The 20097-nt window shown below is 71.3% G+C and carries 19 protein-coding genes and 1 tRNA gene; 11 read left to right on the forward strand and 9 right to left on the reverse strand.

Annotation, left to right across the window (positions count from 1 at the left end; genetic code table 11):
• Nucleotides 1–72: 72 nt before the first annotated feature.
• A complete protein-coding gene (locus ACFZP7_RS17795) occupies nucleotides 73–774 on the reverse strand; it encodes a DUF5324 family protein (RefSeq protein WP_019324737.1) in 702 nt (233 codons plus the stop codon).
• 385 nt (nucleotides 775–1159) lie between these two features.
• Here ACFZP7_RS17795 and ACFZP7_RS17800 point away from each other — a divergent pair, with 385 nt between their 5' ends.
• Both ACFZP7_RS17800 and ACFZP7_RS17805 read left to right on the forward strand, forming a co-directional pair.
• The gene (locus ACFZP7_RS17800; RefSeq protein WP_136235833.1) at nucleotides 1160–1693 is read left to right on the forward strand and encodes a peptidylprolyl isomerase; all 534 of its coding nucleotides are present in this window, start codon (nucleotides 1160–1162) and stop codon (nucleotides 1691–1693) included.
• 121 nt (nucleotides 1694–1814) lie between these two features.
• Nucleotides 1815–2702, forward strand: a complete 888-nt coding sequence (locus tag ACFZP7_RS17805) for a rhomboid family intramembrane serine protease (protein ID WP_136235834.1) — start codon at nucleotides 1815–1817, stop codon at nucleotides 2700–2702.
• Between the two features lie 255 nt (nucleotides 2703–2957).
• Here ACFZP7_RS17805 and crgA read toward each other — a convergent pair whose 3' ends face one another.
• Nucleotides 2958–3212 carry a cell division protein CrgA gene (gene crgA, locus ACFZP7_RS17810; protein WP_019324740.1) on the reverse strand — a complete coding sequence of 85 codons (255 nt, stop codon included), beginning with the start codon at nucleotides 3210–3212 and terminating at the stop codon, nucleotides 2958–2960.
• Nucleotides 3213–3333: 121 nt separating this feature from the next.
• Between crgA and ACFZP7_RS17815 the strand changes: the two genes are divergently transcribed.
• The 5 genes from ACFZP7_RS17815 to ACFZP7_RS17835 all read left to right on the forward strand — a co-directional run bounded on the left by ACFZP7_RS17815 (nucleotide 3334) and on the right by ACFZP7_RS17835 (nucleotide 6860).
• Nucleotides 3334–4113 carry a DUF881 domain-containing protein gene (locus ACFZP7_RS17815; protein WP_210903410.1) on the forward strand — a complete coding sequence of 260 codons (780 nt, stop codon included), beginning with the start codon at nucleotides 3334–3336 and terminating at the stop codon, nucleotides 4111–4113.
• An 81-nt stretch (nucleotides 4114–4194) separates the two neighbouring features.
• A complete protein-coding gene (locus ACFZP7_RS17820; protein ID WP_019324742.1) occupies nucleotides 4195–4356 on the forward strand; it encodes a hypothetical protein in 162 nt (53 codons plus the stop codon).
• Nucleotides 4353–4991 (forward strand): aminodeoxychorismate/anthranilate synthase component II, encoded by a 639-nt coding sequence (locus ACFZP7_RS17825; RefSeq protein ID WP_019324743.1) that lies wholly within the window; start codon nucleotides 4353–4355, stop codon nucleotides 4989–4991. The genes ACFZP7_RS17820 and ACFZP7_RS17825 overlap by 4 nt, the downstream gene beginning before the upstream one ends.
• Nucleotides 4988–6076, forward strand: coding sequence for a class E sortase (locus ACFZP7_RS17830; RefSeq protein ID WP_385634782.1), 1089 nt, complete (start codon nucleotides 4988–4990; stop codon nucleotides 6074–6076). The genes ACFZP7_RS17825 and ACFZP7_RS17830 overlap by 4 nt, the downstream gene beginning before the upstream one ends.
• Nucleotides 6077–6089: 13 nt before the next feature.
• The gene (locus ACFZP7_RS17835) at nucleotides 6090–6860 is read left to right on the forward strand and encodes a class E sortase (RefSeq protein ID WP_385634783.1); all 771 of its coding nucleotides are present in this window, start codon (nucleotides 6090–6092) and stop codon (nucleotides 6858–6860) included.
• Nucleotides 6861–6947: 87 nt separating this feature from the next.
• Here the strand turns inward: ACFZP7_RS17835 and pknB are convergent, their stop codons facing one another.
• The 6 genes from pknB to fhaA all read right to left on the reverse strand — a co-directional run bounded on the left by pknB (nucleotide 6948) and on the right by fhaA (nucleotide 15189).
• Entirely contained in the window at nucleotides 6948–8969 is a 2022-nt protein-coding gene (gene pknB / locus ACFZP7_RS17840) for a Stk1 family PASTA domain-containing Ser/Thr kinase (RefSeq protein WP_125537874.1), read from the reverse strand.
• A 190-nt stretch (nucleotides 8970–9159) separates the two neighbouring features.
• A complete protein-coding gene (locus ACFZP7_RS17845; RefSeq protein WP_019324747.1) occupies nucleotides 9160–10632 on the reverse strand; it encodes a penicillin-binding protein 2 in 1473 nt (490 codons plus the stop codon).
• On the reverse strand, nucleotides 10629–12065 hold the full coding sequence (locus ACFZP7_RS17850) for an FtsW/RodA/SpoVE family cell cycle protein (protein ID WP_029393084.1): 1437 nt from the start codon (nucleotides 12063–12065) through the stop codon (nucleotides 10629–10631). The genes ACFZP7_RS17845 and ACFZP7_RS17850 overlap by 4 nt, the downstream gene beginning before the upstream one ends.
• Before the next feature lie 27 nt (nucleotides 12066–12092).
• A complete protein-coding gene (locus ACFZP7_RS17855) occupies nucleotides 12093–13637 on the reverse strand; it encodes a Stp1/IreP family PP2C-type Ser/Thr phosphatase (protein ID WP_030973969.1) in 1545 nt (514 codons plus the stop codon).
• Nucleotides 13638–13781: 144 nt separating this feature from the next.
• Nucleotides 13782–14300, reverse strand: a complete 519-nt coding sequence (fhaB, locus tag ACFZP7_RS17860; RefSeq protein ID WP_019324750.1) for an antibiotic biosynthesis regulator FhaB — start codon at nucleotides 14298–14300, stop codon at nucleotides 13782–13784.
• Between the two features lie 10 nt (nucleotides 14301–14310).
• The gene (gene fhaA, locus ACFZP7_RS17865; protein WP_019324751.1) at nucleotides 14311–15189 is read right to left on the reverse strand and encodes an antibiotic biosynthesis regulator FhaA; all 879 of its coding nucleotides are present in this window, start codon (nucleotides 15187–15189) and stop codon (nucleotides 14311–14313) included.
• A 460-nt stretch (nucleotides 15190–15649) separates the two neighbouring features.
• Between fhaA and ACFZP7_RS17870 the strand changes: the two genes are divergently transcribed.
• A tRNA-Leu gene (locus ACFZP7_RS17870) sits at nucleotides 15650–15736 on the forward strand.
• 91 nt (nucleotides 15737–15827) lie between these two features.
• On the opposite strand, the gene ACFZP7_RS17875 is transcribed toward ACFZP7_RS17870, so the two are convergent.
• Nucleotides 15828–16697, reverse strand: coding sequence for a carbohydrate-binding protein (locus ACFZP7_RS17875; RefSeq protein ID WP_385634784.1), 870 nt, complete (start codon nucleotides 16695–16697; stop codon nucleotides 15828–15830).
• Nucleotides 16698–17283: 586 nt separating this feature from the next.
• Here ACFZP7_RS17875 and ACFZP7_RS17880 point away from each other — a divergent pair.
• The 3 genes from ACFZP7_RS17880 (at nucleotide 17284) to ACFZP7_RS17890 (ending at nucleotide 20065) form a co-directional block, all read left to right on the forward strand.
• On the forward strand, nucleotides 17284–18783 hold the full coding sequence (locus ACFZP7_RS17880; protein ID WP_385634785.1) for a DUF2252 domain-containing protein: 1500 nt from the start codon (nucleotides 17284–17286) through the stop codon (nucleotides 18781–18783).
• Nucleotides 18784–18842: 59 nt separating this feature from the next.
• A complete protein-coding gene (locus ACFZP7_RS17885; RefSeq protein ID WP_019324754.1) occupies nucleotides 18843–19655 on the forward strand; it encodes a hypothetical protein in 813 nt (270 codons plus the stop codon).
• An 80-nt stretch (nucleotides 19656–19735) separates the two neighbouring features.
• Complete coding sequence (locus tag ACFZP7_RS17890) at nucleotides 19736–20065, forward strand: rhodanese-like domain-containing protein (protein WP_019324755.1); 330 nt, start codon at nucleotides 19736–19738, stop codon at nucleotides 20063–20065.
• Nucleotides 20066–20097 lie beyond the last annotated feature (32 nt).

Consider the following 20097-nt stretch of genomic DNA (forward strand, 5'->3'; position numbering starts at 1 on the left):
CGCGGGGCGGGAGACCATGAAGTTCCCCGCCCCGCGGCGATGTCGGTCCGCGCCGGGACCGTCCGGCGAACGTCAGCGGGTCTCCCCGCCCTCCTCCGCCTCGTCCTGCGCCTGCTTGGCCTGGACCTCGGGGTCGAGGACGGTGTCACCGGTGCCGTCCACGGAGGTCAGCCGTCCCGACTCGGCGACCTCGGTCGCCTCCGGCGGCTCCACCAGCCAGTCGGGGTTGGCCTGCTTGTCCCACCACTTCCACGCGGCGAAGGCGCCGCCGGCGACGACCCCCACCACCGCCAGGACCTTGGCGACGCGGCCGGCCCGAGCGCGGCGCTGGTGCTTGCGCGTCAGCTTCTGGATCTCCTTGGCCGTCACCTGGCCCCGCAGCGCGGCGAGCGCGGCGGCACCCCGCGCGGCGGCCTCGTCCCGGACGGGCCCGGCCGCGGCCACCGCCTGCTCGATCCTGGGCCTGGAATAGTCCGCCGCCTGCCGGGCGGCGAGACGCGTACGGACGGCGGCTTCCTGCGCGGCCGCGTCCACCTTCGGCGGCACATGCGTGCGGGCCTGCTCCAGCCGCGGCGCGACATGCGTGCCGTACTGAAGTCGCGCCTGGCACGCGGCCTGCGACACCTTGGGCGCCAGCCGTACGCGCGCCTCCTGTGCGTAGTGGGCGGCCCTGTCCTTGGCCGTGTCGGCGTAGGGCGCCACCACTTCCGCGGCGTGCAGCACGCTGTCCTTCGCCGAACCGGTCGCGGCGCGCACGCTGTCGATGCGGGTCACGGGTTCCTCCTCCTCGGTGGCGTACGGTAATTCGACTTTCCACCCTTTTACGGATCATGCCTGCGCCCGCACCGCCGGGCATGTGAGGGCGGGCATCCGGGTCACGGGCGGTGTCTTCGTGACGTCCGGAGCGCGTGGTGATGAAGTTGCCGACAAGCGTCGATCAACCTCAATAACGGATGAATACCGGGCAACATGAGCCTGCCGACGACAATGCCACGAATCGGCGCCCCGCGCGCGCGACCCGGGAACACTCGCCGGAGTGCCCGCCCGGGTTCCCGCAACCGGTATCGCCGAATCGGAGCAGGAACCACCCGCCCGACGGCGTCCACGGCCGTCGCCGTGCGAGGATCGGGGCGCACGACAAGACGACGGAAGGCACATCGTGGCCGAGCAGCTCTACGCCACCCTGAAGACCAACCAGGGCGACATCCAGGTCCGGCTCCTGCCGAACCACGCCCCGAAGACGGTCAGGAACTTCGTCGAGCTCGCCCAGGGCGAGCGGGAGTGGACCAACCCCGAGACCGGTGAGAAGTCCACGAACCGGCTCTACGACGGCACGGTCTTCCACCGGGTGATCAGCGGCTTCATGATCCAGGGCGGCGACCCGCTGGGCAACGGCACCGGCGGCCCCGGCTACCAGTTCGAGGACGAGTTCCACCCCGACCTCGCCTTCGACAGGCCCTACCTGCTGGCCATGGCCAACGCGGGCCCGGGCACCAACGGCTCGCAGTTCTTCGTCACCGTCGCCCCCACGACGTGGCTGAACCGCAAGCACACGATCTTCGGTGAGGTGGCCGACGCGGCGAGCCAGAAGGTCGTCGACGCGATCGCCGCCACCCCGACCAACCCCCGCACCGACCGACCCGTCAACGACGTGGTCATCGAGTCGGTCGTGATCGAGACCCGCGAGGGCTGACCGGCCCGGCCGGAAGGAACCAAACGCCCCGCTCATCCGTAAAGATGGGCGGGGCGGTGCGTTGCCGCACAGCGACAGGGCAGCGACGGGACACCGCTCGCAGGACGACCGAGGGGAAGCCATGGACCACGCGGCAGCCGGCCCACCGGAAGCGCGGAGCCTGCCGGGCTGCTACCGCCACCCGGACCGCGAGACGGGCATCCGCTGCACCCGCTGCGAACGCCCCATCTGCACGGACTGCATGGTCAACGCCTCGGTCGGCTTCCACTGCCCGGACTGCGCGAGCGGGCGCACCGGCGGTGGACCGGCGCCGGCCGCGTCCCGGCCGCGCACCCTGGCCGGCGGCACCATCGCCGCCGACCCGCGCCTTCTCACCAAGATCCTCATCGGCGTCAATCTGGCCCTCTTCCTGGTCCAGCTCTCCGTCGGCGATCGCTTCACCCAGCAGTTCGAGATGCTCGGACGGGCCTACATCACGTTCCCGGGCCCGGTGGAGGGCGTCGCCGAGGGCCAGTGGTACCGGCTGCTGACCGCGATGTTCCTGCACGGCAGCTCTATGCACATCCTGTTCAACATGCTCAGCCTCTGGTGGCTGGGCGGCCCCCTCGAAGGCGCCCTGGGGCGGGCCCGCTACCTCGCCCTCTACTTCTGCTCCGGACTGGCGGGCAGCGCCCTGACCTACCTGATCGCCGAGCCGAACCAGCCGTCGCTCGGTGCCTCCGGCGCGATCTTCGGGCTCTTCGGTGCCACCGCCGCACTGGTCCGCCGTCTCAACGCGGACATGCGCCCGGTCGTCATCCTGCTGGCGATCAACCTGGTCTTCACCTTCACCTGGGCCGACATCGCCTGGGAGGCCCACGTCGGCGGTCTGGTCGCCGGCGCCGCGATCGGCTTCGCCATGCTCCACGCCCCGCGCGAGCGGCGGACGCTGGTGCAGTACGGCACCTGTGCGCTGGTCCTGGTGGTCGTCGTCGGACTGACCCTGTTGAGGACCGCCCAGCTCACCTGAGCGCCAGTTGTCCACAGTCGGTGGCGGATCTTGTGCACAGTGTGCGGGAACAGGTGTGCCCCCTGTCACTGACCCGTGTTTCCGCAGGTCAGGCAGGGGGCGAACGTGTTTTCGGGTGCCGGTACTTCCGTCACACCGGCGTCAATGCCCAGGGGGTTATCCACAGATCGTCTTTCTTTTCCCCACCGTGTGGACAGCGCCTGTGGATAACTCAGTGGATAGCCCTGGGGAGAGCTGTTCCGCGCGGGTCGCGGACTACTTCCACTGCGTGGAGACACCGAATCCGGCGGCGATGAAACCGAAGCCCACCACGATGTTCCAGTTGCCCAGGGAGTCGATCGGCAGTGAACCGTCGGTGACGTAGAAGACGACGATCCAGGCGAGACCGATGACGAACATGGCCAGCATGACCGGGGCGACCCAGCTGCGGTTCGTCAGTTTGATGCTGGTCGCCTGCTTCGAGGGCGGCGGCGTGTAATCGGCCTTCTTGCGGATACGTGACTTCGGCACGAGGGTCTCTCCTGTCGATGCGCTGCGTGGCCGCGCAGGGAACGGGGTCGGGGACTTGGAGCGCTCCCCCGGGCGTCCGTTAGCGTAGTGCTTCCGTGGCGCCGAAGGAGATAAGGGTACGTTGAGCAATTCTGCCGACTCCCCCCAGGCGGGATCCAGCCCCGCCCGCAGGCCGCGTTTCCGGCCCGTGCGGGTCTTGACGGCGGCCGTCTTCGCGCTCGCGGGCCTTATTTTCTTCACCAGCTTCGATACCGCGAAGGGCACCAATATCCGTACGGATGCCTCTTTGCTCAAGTTGTCCGATCTCATCCACGAGCGCAGCCGGGACAACGGCGCACTGGAGGAGTCCAACGCCGCCCTGCGCGAGGACATCGAATCGCTCGCCGAACGCGACGACGGACGCACGAAGTCGCAGGACGACGAACTCGCGGCGCTGGAGAAGAAGGCGGGCACACAGGAACTGAAGGGCGAGGCGATATCCGTCACGCTCGACGACGCCCCGCCGGACGCCACCGCCAAGCTCCCGGGTTACCCGGAGCCCCAGCCGGACTACCTGGTGATCCACCAGCAGGACCTCCAGGCGGTGGTGAACGCCCTGTGGCAGGGCGGCGCCGAGGGCATCAAGGTCATGGACCAGCGGCTGATCTCCACCAGCGCGGTGCGGTGCGTGGGCAACACCCTGATCCTCCAGGGCCGCGTCTACTCGCCGCCGTACAAGATCCAGGCGGTCGGCGACCCGGAGAAGCTGAAGAAGGCGCTGGCCGCGTCCCCCGCGATCCAGAACTACATGGTCTACGTCAACGTCTACGGGCTCGGCTGGAAGGTCGAGGACGACGGGACGGCGACGCTGCCGGGCTACTCGGGCACGGCGGACCTGCACTACGCCCAGCCTGTGGATTGACGCCTTTCCGGAGGGCCCCGCGCCGTTAGTCTGGTGCGGTGCGGCGTGAGTGCGGTGCCGCGGTGCGACGGAAGGGACGGCATGTACGGCTGGATCTGGCGGCATCTGCCGGGGAACGCGTGGGTGAAGGCGCTGCTCTCGCTCGTCCTGGTGGTGGCCGTGGTCTACGTCCTCTTCCAGTACGTCTTCCCGTGGGCCGAACCGCTGCTTCCCTTCAACGATGTGACGGTGGACAACCAGTGAGCGCGCGCATCCTCGTCGTCGACAACTACGACAGCTTCGTCTTCAATCTGGTCCAGTACCTCTACCAGCTCGGTGCCGAGTGCGAGGTGCTGCGCAACGACGAGGTGTCGACGGCCCACGCCCAGGACGGTTTCGACGGCGTGCTGCTGTCCCCCGGGCCGGGCGCGCCCGAGCAGGCCGGGGTCTGCGTCGACATGGTCCGGCACTGCGCGGCGACCGGCGTCCCCGTCTTCGGCGTCTGCCTCGGCATGCAGTCGATGCAGGTGGCCTACGGCGGTGTGGTGGACCGGGCGCCGGAGCTGCTGCACGGCAAGACCTCGCCGGTCGAGCACGCGGGCAAGGGCGTCTTCGCCGGCCTGCCCTCGCCCTTCACGGCGACCCGATACCACTCGCTGGCGGCCGAGCCGGCCACGGTCCCGGCGGAGCTGGAGGTGACGGCCCGCACCCACGACGGCATCGTGATGGGCCTGCGTCACCGGGAACTCCCCGTCGAGGGCGTGCAGTTCCACCCGGAGTCGGTGCTCACCGAGCACGGGCACCGGATGCTGGCCAACTGGCTGGCGGAGTGCGGCGACCAGGACGCGGTGGCGAGGTCGGCGGGGCTCGCCCCGGTGGTGGGCAGGGCCACGGCGTGACCGCGCTGCGCCCCGAGCGCGACTCCGGCAGGGCCGGTGACCAGGGATCCTCGTACGGGCAGCCGTACGGGGATTCCGGTGCGTTCGGGGGCGGTTGGGACGGCTGGTACGAGGGCCCGGGCCCGGCTCCCGGCCCGACGCCCCGGCCGCCGCTGGACGACGAGACGGTGGCGCTGCGGGTTCCGCCTCCGGCGACGGCACCGGACCCGGCACCGTCGTCCGACCCGACACCGGCGGGCGCCTCCGCCGTGCCACCGCCGACCGGCGGGCGCGCGGCCCGCAGAAAGGCCGCCAAACGGCGTCACGGGCGCCGTGCCGCCCCGCGGGGCACGGGAGTGGCTCCCGGGACGGACGAGGCGCCGAAGGCCCCTCTGTCGCGCGTGGAGGCGCGCCGCCGGGCCCGGGCCCGCAGACCGAGCGCCGCGGTGATCGCCAGCCGGGTGATGGGAGAGCTGTTCATCACCACCGGCGTGCTGATGCTGCTGTTCGTCACGTACCAGCTGTGGTGGACCAACGTCCGTGCCCAGGCGCAGGCGGACAAGGCGGCCAGCAACCTCCAGGAGGACTGGGCGAACGGCAAGCGCAGCCCGGGCGCCTTCGAGCCGGGGCAGGGCTTCGCGCTGCTGCACATCCCCAAGCTGGACGTCGTGGTGCCGATCGCGGAGGGCATCGACGAGAAGAAGGTCCTGGACCGGGGCATGGTCGGGCACTACGCCGAGGGCGCGCTGAAGACCGCGATGCCGGACGCGAAGACGGGCAACTTCGGCCTGGCCGGCCACCGCAACACACACGGCGAGCCCTTCCGGTACATCAACAGGCTCCAGCCGGGCGACCCGATCGTCGTGGAGACGCAGGACGAGTACTTCGTCTACAAGATGGCGTCGATCCTGCCGGTGACGTCCCCGAGCAACATCAGCGTCCTCGACCCGGTCCCGAAGCAGTCCGGTTTCACCGGTCCCGGCCGCTACATCACCCTCACGACCTGCACGCCGGAGTTCACGAGCAAGTACCGGATGATCGTCTGGGGCAAGATGGTCGAGGAACGGCCGCGCAGCAAGGGCAAGCCGGATGCGCTCGTCAGTTAAGGGCGGATGACCAGTGGCAGCGACCACCGACACCGAGCACGAAGAGCAGTCCGGCACGGACGGCCCACCGGAGCCCGCGGCACGCCGCCGCGGACGCGCCGGGCGGATCGTCGCCCGGACCGTCAGCGTCTTCGGCGAACTCCTCATCACCGCGGGCCTGGTGCTGGGCCTGTTCGTCGTCTACTCCCTGTGGTGGACGAACGTGGTCGCCGACCGCGCCGCGGACAAGCAGGCCGACCGGGTCAGGGACGACTGGGCCCAGGACCGGGTCGGCGCGGACGGCCCGGGGGCCCTGGACACCAAGGCGGGCATCGGCTTCCTGCACGTCCCCGCCATGGGCGACGGCGACATCCTGGTGGAGAAGGGCACGTCGATGAAGGTCCTCAACGACGGCGTCGCCGGCTACTACACCGACCCGGTGAAGTCCGCGCTCCCCACCTCCGGCGAGAAGGGCAACTTCTCCCTGGCGGCGCACCGGGACGGCCACGGCGCCAAGTTCCACAACATTCACAAGATCGAGAAGGGTGACCCGATCGTCTTCGAGACGAAGGACACCTGGTACGTCTACAAGACCTACGCGGTCCTGCCGGAGACCTCGAAGTACAACGTCAGGGTCCTCGACCCGATCCCCAAGGAGTCCGGCAAGGAGAAGGCCGGCCACTACATCACCCTGACGACCTGCACGCCGGTCTACACGAGCCGGTACCGGTACGTGGTGTGGGGCGAGCTGGTCCGCACGGAGAAGGTGGACGGGGAGCGGACCCCGCCGAAGGAACTGCGATAGGCGCCGTACCGCCGCAGCGAGAACGCCGGAGCCCCGGTCCCTCCCTCGAGGGCCCGGGGCTCCGGCGTTCGTGGTCCCGCGGGCGGGTCAGTCGTCGCCGCGCAGGCCGCCGATGAAGCCGCCGTTGTCGCCACCGCCGTTGTTGCCGCCGTTGTTGCCGCCGCCGCCCAACGTGGTGAGCGTGATCTGCGTGGCGGCCGGGTCGTCGACCTCGGTGCCGGGCTGCGGGTTCATGGCGACGACCGTCGCGTTGTCGTCACCGGGCGCGCCCGGCTGGACCTGGACGTTCGTGAAGCCGGCCTGCTGGAGGGTCTGCCGGGCCTGGGCGAGCGTACCGCCGCGGACCTCCGGCACCTTGGTCTTCTCCACGGCCTTGCCCACGACGATCGTCACCTGCGAGCCCTTGTCGACCTGCTGCCCGCCCTGCGGCGTGGTGGAGATCACCTTGCCGACCTGGTTGGGGTCGTTGGTCGGCTGCTCGGTGCAGGTGGCCTGGAGGTCGTTGTTCTCCATCTGCGACGTGGCCTCGTCGCAGGACCGGCCCACGACGTCCGGCACCGTCGCCCGCTCCTCGGCCTTGGCGACCTCCAGGGTCACCGTGGAGCCCTTCTCCAGCTCACTGCCCGGGTCGGGGTCCTGGCTGAGGACCGTGCCCTCGTCCTGCGAGGACTCGGTCTGCTTGGTCTCGACCTCGAAGCCCTTCTCCTCCAGCTGCTGCTTGGCCTCGTCGACGTTCTTGTCGATCACGTTCGGCACGGCGATCTTCGGCGCGCCGGTGGAGACCACCAGTTCGACGCTGGACTGCTTCTGCACGGAGGTGCCCTGCGTCGGGTTCTGCGAGCAGACGTTGCCCTTGGGCTGGTCCTCGCAGGGCTGCTGCTTGAAGGACAGTTCCAGGTCGGCGTTGTCCGCCAGTTGCTGGGCGTCCGCCTTGGTCTGGCCGACGAAGGCGGGCACCTCGACCTTGTCGTTGCTCGGCCCCCCGTCCTCGCCGAAGAGCTGCATGCCGATGAGGATCGCGCCGACCAGGACCAGGACGCCGGCCAGGACCAGGAAGATCGTGGAGGCGTTGGACTTGCGGGGCTGCTGGCGCCGCCGGTCGGGGCGCTCGTCGTAGCCGTAGCCGCCGTCGTCCGGGTTCGTCGGCGGCAGCATGGTCGTGGCGCCCGCGCCCGCGTCGGAGCGCAGGGCGGTCGTCGGCTGGTCGTCGGGGTAGGCGCCGTAGCCGCCGGCGGCCATGGCGCCCATCGCGGCGGTGGCGCCGACGGGCTGGCCGTCGAGGCAGGCCTCGATGTCGGCGCGCATCTCGTCGGCCGACTGGTAGCGGTAGTCGGGGTCCTTGACCAGCGCCTTCAGCACGATCGCGTCCATCTCGGGCGTGATCTCGGGGTCGAAGACGCTCGGCGCCTGCGGTTCCTCGCGCACATGCTGGTAGGCGACCGCCACCGGGGAGTCGCCGACGAACGGCGGCCGCACCGTCAGCAGCTCGTAGAGCAGGCAGCCGGTGGAGTACAGGTCGGAACGCGCGTCGACCTGCTCGCCCTTGGCCTGCTCGGGGGAGAGGTACTGGGCGGTGCCGATGACCGCGGCCGTCTGCGTCATGGTCATGCCGGAATCGCCCATGGCGCGGGCGATGCCGAAGTCCATGACCTTGACCTGGCCGTTGCGGGTCAGCATGACGTTGGCGGGCTTGATGTCGCGGTGGACGATGCCTGCGCGGTGCGAGTACTCCAGCGCCTGGAGGATGCCGATGGTCATCTCCAGCGTCCGCTCCGGCAGCAGCTTGCGGCCGGAGTGGAGCAGCTCACGGAGCGTGGAGCCGTCGACGTACTCCATGACGATGTACGGGATCGACACGTTGTCGATGTAGTCCTCGCCCGTGTCGTAGACCGCCACGATCGCGGGATGGTTGAGCGAGGCGGCCGACTGGGCCTCCCGGCGGAAGCGGGCCTGGAAGGACGGGTCGCGCGCGAGGTCCGCGCGCAGTGTCTTCACCGCCACCTGGCGTCCGAGCCGGGTGTCATGAGCGTGGTAAACCTCCGCCATGCCACCACGGCCGAGCACTGGGCCCAGCTCGTACCGGCCGCCGAGGCGACGCGGCTCTTCCATGGTTACCTACCAGCCCTCTCCGTCGGTCCCGACCGGCATGCTTGTACGGTCGGTGGCTGCCGTCCGGCCTACCGTACCCGGCTCACTCCGGGTGACCTGGCCAAGCCCGATACCCGATACAGGACCGGTATCGCAACGTGCGCCAATGTGAAGGGGACGTGACCGGAGTCACGTCGTGTTCAACCCGTCGTCACTTCTTGCTCTCCAGCACGGCCTCCATCACGTTCCGCGCGATCGGCGCCGCGAGTCCGCCACCGGAGATGTCGTCGCGGTTGGCGTTCTCGTCCTCGACGACCACGGCGACGGCGACGGGCGAGCTGCCGTCCTCGCCCTTGGCGTAGGAGATGAACCAGGCGTAGGGGTTCTCGCTGTTGTCGACGCCGTGCTGTGCGGTGCCGGTCTTGCCGCCTACGGTGACGCCGTCGATCTTCGCGTTGGTTCCCGTGCCGTCCTCGACGACGGTCTCCATCATGTCCTGGAGGATCTGGGCGTTGTCCGCGGACAGCGGCTCGCTCATCTTCTCCGGGTCGGTCTTCTCGATGGTGTCGAGGTTGGGCGCCTGGAGCTCGTCGACCATGTACGGCTTCATCAGGGTGCCGTTGTTGGCGATGGCGGAGGTGACCATGGCCATCTGCAGCGGGGTGGCGGCGGTGTTGTACTGGCCGATCGCCGACAGCGCGGTCTGGGACGCGTTCATGTCGTCGGAGAAGACCGAGGCGCTGGAGCGGACGGGGACGAACTGCTCCTCGGTGAAGCCGAACTTCTTCGCCGTCTCCAGCATCTCGTCGTTGCCGAGGTCGGCGCCGATCTTGCCGAAGACGGTGTTGCAGGAGACCCGCAGCGCCTCGCGCAGACTGGCGTCCTCGCACGGGAGGTCGCCCTCGTTGGGCAGCTCGGTGGTGGTGCCGGGCATGGTCCACGGCAGCGGGGAGTCGGTCTTCCCGTCGGCCGAGTCGTACAGGCCGTGCTCCAGGGCCGCCGCCGCGGTGAGCACCTTGAAGGTGGAGCCGGGCGGGTAGACCTCGCGCAGGGCCCGGTTGAGCATCGGGTCGTCGGGGTTGTTCTTCTTCTGCAGCCTGTTCCAGGCCTCGCCGTCCGCCTCGCCGCCGCCGGCGATCGCGGAGGGGTCGTACGAGGGGTAGGAGGCCATCGACAGGATCTTGCCGGTGGACGGCTCGATCGCGACGACGGCTCCCTTGCCGCCCTGCTTCTTCAGGCCGTCGTAGGCGGCCTTCTGGGCGGCGGCGTTGAGGGTGGTGACGACGTTGCCGCCCTCGCGCTTCTTGCCGGTGATCATGTCGAGGGTGTTGCGGAAGAAGAGCCGGTCGTCGTTGCCGGTGAGGATGCCGTCGTCGATCGCCTCGAGCTGGGTGGCGCCGTAGGCCTGGGAGACGTAGCCGGTGACGGGCGCCCACATGGCGCCGTCCTTGTAGGTGCGCTTGTACTTGAAGTCGCCCTCGGTGGTGGCGTGTCCGGTGATGGCCTTGCCGTCGACGATGATGTCGCCGCGGGGGGTCGCGTACCGCTCGATGGCGACACGGCGGTTGTGCTCGTCCTCCTTGAGGTCGTCCGCCTGCACGTACTGGAGCCAGTTGTCCCGGACGAGCAGGGTGAGGACGAGGAGGCCGCAGAAGATCGCGATGCGGCGCAGCGGCTTGTTCACGGGCGGACCACCTGGGTCATCTCGGCGTCAGGGTTCGCGGGGGCCGAGGGTGCGGGTCTGCGGGCCGTGTCGCTGATGCGCAGCAGGATGCCGATCAGCGCCCAGTTGGCGATGACGGACGAACCGCCGTACGCCAGGAACGGCATCGTCATACCGGTGAGCGGGATGAGCCCCATCACACCGCCGGCGACGACGAACACCTGGAGGGCGAAGGCGCCGGACAGACCGATGGCGAGCAGCTTGCCGAAGGGGTCGCGGGCGGCGAGGGCGGTGCGCACGCCGCGCTCGACGATCAGCGCGTAGAGCAGGAGCAGCGCCATGAGGCCGGCCAGGCCCAGCTCCTCGCCGAAGGTGGCGAGGATGAAGTCGGAGTTGGCGGCGAACCGGATCAGCTCGGAGTGGCCCTGGCCCCAGCCGGTGCCGAGGGTGCCGCCGGACCCGAAGGCCCACAGGGCCTGCATCGCCTGCTCGGAGTGGCCGACCTGGCCCGCGCGGGAGAGCGTGTACTCGCGCATCGGGTCGAGCCAGGCGTCGACGCGCTGCTGGATGTGCGGCTCGAAGGTGGCCACGCCGACGGCGCCGACGGCGGACATCAGCAGACCGAAGACGATCCAGCTGGTCCGCTCGGTGGCCACGTACAGCATGATCACGAACATGCCGAAGAACAGCAGCGAGGTGCCGAGGTCGGTCTCGAAGACCAGGATGAGGATGGAGACCATCCACACGACCAGGATCGGGCCGAGGTCGCGTCCGCGGGGCAGGTAGAGGCCCATGAAGCGGCGGCTGGCGAGGGCCAGCGCGTCGCGTTTCACCATCAGGTAGCCGGCGAAGAAGATCGCGAGGACGATCTTGGCGAACTCGCCGGGCTGGATGGAGAAGGAGCCGACCTGGATCCAGATCTTGGCGCCGTAGATGTTCTTGCCGAGGCCCGGCACCAGCGGGAGCAGCAGCAGGAACAGCGCGGTGACCATGGAGATGTAGGTGTAGCGCTGCAGGACGCGGTGGTCCTTGAGGAAGATCATCACGGCGACGAACAGGGCGATGCCCATCGCGGTGTACATCAGCTGGCGGGGCGCCGCGGTGCCGGCCTGCTTGATGCTCTGGAGGAGTTCGGACTGGTCCAGGCGCCAGATGGCGACCAGGCCGAGTCCGTTGAGCAGGGTGGCCAGCGGCAGCAGCAGCGGGTCCGCGTACGGCGCGAACTTGCGCACGACCAGGTGGCCGACGCCGGCCAGCAGGCCGAGGCCGAGGCCGTAGCTCAGCAGGCCCGCGGGCACCTCGTCGTTGATGGCCAGCCCCACGTTGGCGTAGGCGAAGACCGGGATGAGGACGGCGAAGACCAGGAGTGCCAGTTCGGTGTTGCGCCGGCTCGGCGCGCCGATGGCGCCGATCGTTGACGTGTGGTGCGTCGGCGAGTTGCTAGTGCTGCTCATCGTGTGACAGGGCCTCTCACTGCTTGCCTACTGCTTACCGCACAGCGAGACGACCTTCTGCTCTTCCTCCGAGAGGGTCGGGCCGGGGCCTGGGGTGGGTGCGGTGGTGGACGGGGACTCGGACGATTCGGGCGACTTGGGCGTACCCGACGTGCTCGGGCTCGGTGTGGCCCTGGTGAAGGCCGCGGGGCTCGCCCCCGTGGTCCCTCCGGCCTGGCCCTCGTCGCCCGTCTTGGCGTCGCTCTCGGTCTGCGCCGAGCGTCGCTCGGCCTGCTTCTTGCAGGCCGAGGCCTGGACCGCCAGCTCCTCGATCTTGGCCCGGGCATCGGCGAGGTCGCCCTCGACGATGGTGTCCTCGACCAGTTTCTGCTGGTAGGGCGGCAGGTACTTGAGTTCGATCTCGGGGTGTTCCTTCTGGACCTTCGACAGGGAGACCCAGGCGAGGTCCTGGCTGATGCCCCGGTACAGCGCGAGGTGGTCGCCCTTGGTGCCCACGTAGTACTGGGTCTGGGTCCAGCGCCAGCCGCCGTACACGCCGCCGCCGATCACGGCGAGGGCGAGGGCGGTGTAGAGGGATCTCTTCAGCCACCTGCGGTTCTTGCGGGGCTTGGTGAAGTCGTCGGGGCCGTACTCGTCGAAGTCGCCGACCGGGACGAAGCCGGTGGTGTCGCCGCTGCCGGGCGGGCCGAACTCCCCGCCGCCGTGCCGGCCGCCCTGGCGGCCGAGGCCGGCGGCGCGGCCGGCCGGGGTCTGCATGATGCCGTTGTCGCCGAACTGCGCCTGGTTCTCGGCGACGGCGCCGACCACGACCGGGGTGTCGGACAGCTGCCCGGCGAGGGTGTCGCCGGTGTCCAGGTCGAGGACGTCGGCGACGATGACGGTGATGTTGTCGGGGCCGCCGCCGCGCAGCGCGAGCTGGATCAGCTCCTGCACGGTCTCCTGCGGCCCCTGGTAGCTGGCGAGGGTGTCCTCCATCGTCTGGTGGGAGACGACGCCGGAGAGCCCGTCGGAGCAGATCAGGTAGCGGTCGCCGGCCCGCACCTCGCGGATGGACAGGTCGGGTTCGACGTGGTCGCCGCTGCCGAGCGCCCGCATCAGCAGGGAGCGCTGCGGGTGGGTGCCCGCCTCCTCCTCGGTGATCCGGCCTTCGTCGACGAGGCGCTGCACCCAGGTGTGGTCCTGGGTGATCTGGGTCAGGACGCCGTCGCGCAGCAGGTAGGCGCGGGAGTCGCCGACGTGGACGAGGCCGAGGCGCTGGCCGGTCCACAGCAGGGCGGTGAGGGTGGTGCCCATGCCCTCCAGGGCCGGGTCCTCCTCGACCATCTGCCGCAGCTGGTCGTTGGCGCGCTGGACGGCGTGGCCGAGGGAGGTGAGCACGTCGGAGCCGGGCACGTCGTCGTCGAGGGCGACGATGGTGGAGATCACCTCGGAGGAGGCGACCTCACCGGCGGCCTGGCCGCCCATGCCGTCGGCGATGGCGAGCAGGCGGGGGCCGGCGTAACCGGAGTCCTCGTTGCCCTCCCGGATCATGCCCTTGTGCGATCCGGCGGCGAAGCGCAGTGACAGACTCATGCCCACCTCGCCCGTCGGCTGCTCCGGGTACAGCCGGTCGTGTCGAGCCACACTGCCCACCCTCCGGTCGGGAGCGCGCCGGGGCCCGGGGTGCCGGCCGCCGCTGCGTGCTCGCTCCGCTCGCGCTCAATCATTGGTGTAGCACTACTTCCGCAGCTCGATGACGGTCTTGCCGATGCGGATCGGCGCACCCAGCGAAATCGGTGTGGGGGTCGTCAGCCGGGACCGGTCCAGGTACGTGCCGTTGGTGGAGCCCAGGTCCTCGACGATCCACTGGCCGTTCTGGTCCGGGTAGATCCTGGCATGGCGGCTGGAGGCGTAGTCGTCGTCCAGCACGATCGTCGAGTCGTGTGCCCGGCCGAGCGTGATGGTCTGGCCCTGGAGGGCAACGGTGGTGCCGGTGAGGGTGCCCTCCGTGACGACCAGCTTGGTGGGGGCGCCCCGGCGTCCCCGGCCGCCGCTCTGCTGCTGGCGCTGCGGCGGAGGCGCCTGTCCCTGGCGTGCGGCGGTCTGCTGCGGCCGGTCGGCGCCGCGTCGTGCTCCGCGCTGGGTGACCCGCGTACCGAACAGGTCGCTGCGGATGACCTGCACGGCCACGATCACGAACAGCCACAGTACGGCGAGAAAACCCAGCCGCATGACCGTGAGGGTCAGCTCTGACATTGCCCCCGGATCACCCTTCGGCTTGCCTGTAGATAACGGTGGTGCTGCCCACGACGATCCGCGAGCCGTCGCGGAGCGTAGCGCGGGTGGTGTGCTGCCCGTCCACCACGATGCCGTTGGTGGACCCGAGATCCTGGATCGTCGAGGGCGTTCCGGTCCGGATCTCGCAGTGCCGGCGGGAGACGCCGGGGTCGTCGATCCGCACGTCGGCCTCGGTGCTGCGGCCGAGGACGAGCGTCGCGCGGGAGATCTGATGGCGGGTGCCGTTGATCTCGATCCAGTGGCGGGTGCGTCCGCCGGCCGCGGGTGCGGCCGGGGGCTGCTGGCCGCCCGCGGGCTGCGGGTAGCCGTAACCGCCGGGGCGGCCGCCGGGCGGCGGCGCGGAGGGCATGGGCGGGGCGCCCGCGGGCGCGGCCGGCGGGTAGCCGTAGCCGCCGCCGGGTGCGCCGGGACGTCCGGTCGGGGCGGGAGGCGCGGCGGGGCCGGCCGGGGCCGGTCCGCCCTGGTGGCTGCTGGAGGAGGCGAGCGTGCGGCTGCGGACCCGGTACAGGCCGGTGTCGAGGTCGTCCGCCTTCTCCAGGTGGACCTTGATCGGCCCCATGAAGGTGTAGCGCTGCTGCTTGGCGTAGTCGCGGACCATGCCGGCGAGCTCGTCGCCGAGCTGGCCGGAGTAGGGGCTGAGCCGCTCGAAGTCGGGCGTGCTCAGCTCCACGATGAAGTCGTTGGGGACGACGGTGCGGTCCCGGTTCCAGATGGTCGCGTTGTTGTCGCACTCGCGCTGCAGTGCTCCCGCGATCTCCACGGGCTGCACCTCGGACTTGAACACCTTCGCGAAGGTGCCGTTGACCAGACCTTCGAGACGCTGCTCGAACTTCTTCAGGACTCCCATGGGGCACCTCCTCCGTCGCTGCCGTCCTGTCCGCTGCCTTGCGTACTGCTTTCCTGCGTACTTCCCGCGTGCGCATCGCTCACGCGCGCACTGTCCACCTGGTACTGCTTACTGATCGTATCCACGCGCCGGTCGATCGGCTGGTTCCCCCTGTCGGCCCGGTCGACGGGTGTCGACGCCTCCCGGTACTCATGCCCAGGATCGTAGAGGCGGCCGCGGACCAGTGTCCCGCACCGGACCGTGGACCCCCACCGGCTCCTGGGGAGATGCGCCGGACCGGTACGAGGTTGATACGTGAACGGACCGGGGCCGGGACGAGTGCCCGAAGGAGGGCGGGCGTCCCGGTTCCCCCCGGTCGTCCCGCGGGGGAAGGGATGTGAATCCACCCCGTACAGCGTGCTAATGTTCTCGTGTCGGAAGGCGCCGGACCGCAAGGAAAGGCCCGGAAGACACACCCAATGCGCGGGTGGCGGAATAGGCAGACGCGCTGGATTCAGGTTCCAGTGCCCGCAAGGGCGTGGGGGTTCAACTCCCCCCTCGCGCACCAGCCGGAAGCCCCCCAGGTCTCGGACCTGGGGGGCTTCCGCATGCTCGGGCGCGCTCGGTGCGGTGTGGTGCGCCGTGCTGTGAGGAAGGTCTCAGGGCTCGCGGCGCCACAGGGCGGGCACGTGGGGCGGCTCCCAGCCCGCCATCGAGGTGTGCGCCTGGAGGCAGAGGTAGGCGCTCCCGCCGTACGTCACGCGGTCGCCCGCCGTGTAGGAGCGGCCGGCCGTCCAGGTGCCGCCCGGCGGCTCGGTGGGCGGGTCGGTCGGGTCGGGGCCCGGGCCGCCGTCCACGTTCAGGACGAAGTCGAAGGTGGCCTCCTTGCCGCCGCCGGCGCCGCGGACGTTCATCAGCAGCGCGGGGTCGAAGAGGGCGTCCGTGCTGTTGCGGGGCTCGCCGGGGAAGTAGAGCTGGGTGGTCAGCACGGGTTCGCCGGGGGCCTGCGCCTTGACGTGGATGTGCCGGGTGCGGCCCGGGTAGAGGCCCGGGACGATCGTGCGCAGGGTGAAGGCGCCGGTGGCGCCGGTGAACTGGTGGCCGCGGAAGCGGTACCCGGCCATGTCGTAGGCGCCGGCGTCGTCGGCCTGCCAGAAGTCGAGGAGCACGCCGGACAGCGGGACGCAGTTGCGGCCGAAGACGTAGCCGCTGACGGTCAGCCTCGTGCCGGGGGCTCCCGCGGGCACCAGATCGGTGCGCAGCGGGGAGTTCGGTTTGAAGTAGGGGCCCTCCATCTGGTCGGGCGTCGGATCGTCGCCGTCGTCGCAGAACGGGGTCGGCGGCAGGGTGCGGCCGGCCGAGGTGCGGGCGGCGTCCCGGGCCAGCGCGATCGAGCCGGTGGCGATCAGCGGGACGGCGGCGCCGGCGGCCACGGCCGCCCGCAGCAGCGTCTTGCGGCTGACGCCGTGCTCGGGGGCGGGGCCGGGCCCGTCCGGGGCGGCGGGGGAGGTGGGGGTGTCGGAGGTCATGGCGGTTCCTCGGTCTCCTCGGTGGGGCGTCCCCGGGAGGTGCCGACGGGGACGTGCGGAATCCGGGACGTCGGGGACGGGGGCGCCCGCCGGCGCGGGGCAGGCTGTTGTCGTTGCTCCGGCGGGCGCGCTCCGTGGTGATCGCTGGAAACCGTAGGCGCCGAGGTGGGTGCCGGGGCACCTCCTGTTTCGCCCTCTCCTCGGCGTTATGCGGGGCGGGCGGCCCGCACGAGCGGCCTTTCCAGGGGCCGCGTCCCGCCGGGGAGGCGGCGTGTACGGGCGGTTCGTACCGGAGTACGGTCGTGGCGCGTCGACGCCGGGCGGACCGGGCCGGGCGGCGCCGGGCCCGGTCGCGCCGGGCTTCCGGCGCGGTCGGTTCCGGGCGCGGTCGGGCCCCGCGCAGCCGTGCCGGTGGGCGGCGCGAGGCGCGGGCGTGGACGTGGCCCGGGGTGCGGCGGCGGGTGTGGCTCGGGTGTGCGCTCGGGGTGCGGCGTGGTCGTGGTTCGGGTGTGTGCCCGGGGTGCGGCGTGGTCGTGGTTCGGGCGGGCGGGATGGCTCAGGTACGAGGACGGGGAGGGTGGCCGGGATGGCCGAGGTGATGACGGGGACGCGCGGGGCGGCGTACGCGGGGGACGCGGGGGACGCGGTGGACGGGGCCGGTGCGGCGGAAGGGGCCGGTGCGGTGGAAGGGCGCCCGGGCACCGCCCGGGTACCGGTCGTGCCCGGGTTCGCGCGGTGGCCCGTCGGCGGTTCGCCGAAGGCGGAGGGCAAGGCGCTGCGCACCCGCGTCCCGCGCTCCGCGCACGCCGCGCTCGACCTGGACGGCTCCCGCCCGGACGCGGTGACCGCCGTGGAGGAGTCCAACCGGGGCCGGATACCCGGCCTCGCCCCGATCCGGGCCGGGCGGATGGCGGCCACACCGTTCGCCTTCCTGCGCGGCTCGGCCGGGCTGATGGCGTACGACCTGGCCCGCACGCCGGCGACCGGCATCGGCGCCCAGATCTGCGGTGACGCGCACGCCGCCAACTTCGGCCTCTACGGCGACGCCCGCGGCGGACTCGTCATCGACCTGAACGACTTCGACGAGACCGTCCACGGCCCCTGGGAGTGGGACCTCAAGCGGCTCGCCGCCTCGCTCGTCCTGGCGGGCCGGGAGGCCGGCGCCGACGAGGACACCTGCCGCGCCGCCGCCCACGACGCGGCCGGCGCCTACCGCCGCACCATGCGGCTGCTGGCCAGGCTCCCCGCGCTGGACGCCTGGAACGCCATCGCCGACGAGGAACTGGTCTCCCACACCGACGCCCACGACCTGCTCGGCACCCTGGAGCGGGTCTCGGAGAAGGCCCGCGCCAACACCAGCGGACGCTTCGCCGCCAGGTCGACCGAGCCCACCGAGGACGGCGGGCGGCGCTTCGTGGACGCCCCGCCGGTGCTGCGCCGGGTGCCGGACGAGGAGGCCGCCACCGTCGCCGGCGCCCTGGAGCCCTACCTGGCGACCCTCTCCGAGGACCGGCTCCCGCTGCTGGCCCGGTACGCCGTGCACGACGTCGCCTTCCGGGTCGTCGGCACCGGCAGCGTCGGCACGCGGTCGTACGTCGTGCTGCTGCTGGACCACCGGGGCGAACCGCTGGTGCTCCAGGTGAAGGAGGCCCGGCCCTCCGCGCTGCTGCCCCATCTGGCGACCGCCGGGTTCGACGCCCCCGAGGTCGCGCACGAGGGCCGCCGGGTGGTCATGGGGCAGAAGCGGATGCAGGTCGTGAGCGACATCCTGCTGGGCTGGACCACGGTCGACGGGCGGCCCTTCCAGGTCCGGCAGTTCCGCAACCGCAAGGGCAGCGTCGACGCCACCGCCCTGGCCGCCGACCAGATGGACGACTACGGCCGCATGACCGGAGCCCTGCTGGCCCGTGCCCACGCGCACAGCGCCGACCCGCGGCTGATCGCCGGCTACTGCGGCAAGAACGGCGAACTGGACGAGGCGGTGGCCGCCTTCGCCGTGGCCTACGCCGACCGCACCGAGGCCGACCACGCCGCGCTGGTCGCCGCGGTGCGGACGGGCCGGGTCGCGGCGGAACTCGGGGTGTGAGCGAAGGGGCCGGGGGCGCGCGGGCGGCCCCCGGTGCCCGCAGGCCCTAGGCTGGACGGGTGACGACGCCGGAAGCTGAGCCCGAGCAGGGGGGTGCGCCGCGTCCCGAGGAACGGCTGGAGAAGGCCGTACGGGCCGCCGAGCAGGCACTCATCGAGTACGAGATCGCGCTGGAGACCTTCCGGGTGGAGGTCGAGAACTTCTCGCGCCTGCACGAACAGCGCCTCGGCCCGGTGTACGCCCGCCTGGAGGAGCTGGAGGCGCAGATCCTGGAGGCGCGGGCGGCCCGCACGGGCGACGCCGAGGACCGGCGGCGGGCCGACGAGGCGCGGGCCCGGCTGATGCCGATCCCGGGCGTCGAGGAGCTGCTGAACGGCTGGATGGACGGGGACGGCCTGTTCCCGGAGGCCACGGCGATGCTCACGGACCAGCCGGTGCGCCCGCCGCAGCGGGTGCGGCCCGGCGAGGAGGCCCGCAGGCTCTACCGCGACCTGGCCCGCAAGGCCCACCCGGACCTGGCGCAGGAGGAGGACGAGCGGGTGCGGCGCGAGGCGTTCCTCACCCGCGTCAACGCCGCCTACGCGCGCGGCGACGAGGCCCAGTTGCGCGAGCTGGCCGAGGAGTGGGCCGCGGGCCCCGTGCCCCAGCGGCGCCCGAGCCCGGCCGAGGAGCTGTACGCCCGCCTCGAATGGCTCGACCGGCGCAAGGAGATGCTCACGCTGCTCGCCAAGGAGCTGGAGGAGAGCGCGATCGGCGCCATGCTCCGGCTGGCCCCGGAGGACCCCGACCGCTTGCTGGAGGAGATCGCCGAGCAGCTGGCGACCCAGGTGCGGGAGCGGGAGACCGAGCTGGCGGGGCTGCTGGGGCAGTAGCGGGGTCCCAGGGGGTCGCGGACCGACCGGCCGGGCGCACCGGTTCCGGTAGCGTCTGGGACATGAGTTTCGGAGCTGGTGTGCCCACGGTCGAGGTCGCGGATCTCAAGGACGACGACTTCCTGCTGGACGTCCGCGAGGACGACGAGTGGCAGGCGGGCCATGCCGCCGGGGCGCTGCACATTCCCCTCAGCGATTTCGTGGCCCGGTACGGTGAGCTGACCGAAGCCGCGCCGCAGGACGGCCGGGTCCACGTCATCTGCCGCTCCGGCGGCCGCTCGGCGCAGGTCACCATGTATCTGGTCCAGCAGGGCGTCGACGCGGTGAACGTCGACGGCGGCATGCAGGTGTGGGCCGCGTCCGGACGCCCCGTCGTCGACGGCAAGGGCGAGCCGGGGCACGTCCTCTAGGACGAGTCCCGGCCTGTCCCGCCGGTGTGGCG

The organism is Streptomyces sp. SudanB5_2050 (assembly GCF_964272335.1).
Classification (GTDB): Bacteria; Actinomycetota; Actinomycetes; order Streptomycetales; family Streptomycetaceae; genus Streptomyces; species Streptomyces rochei.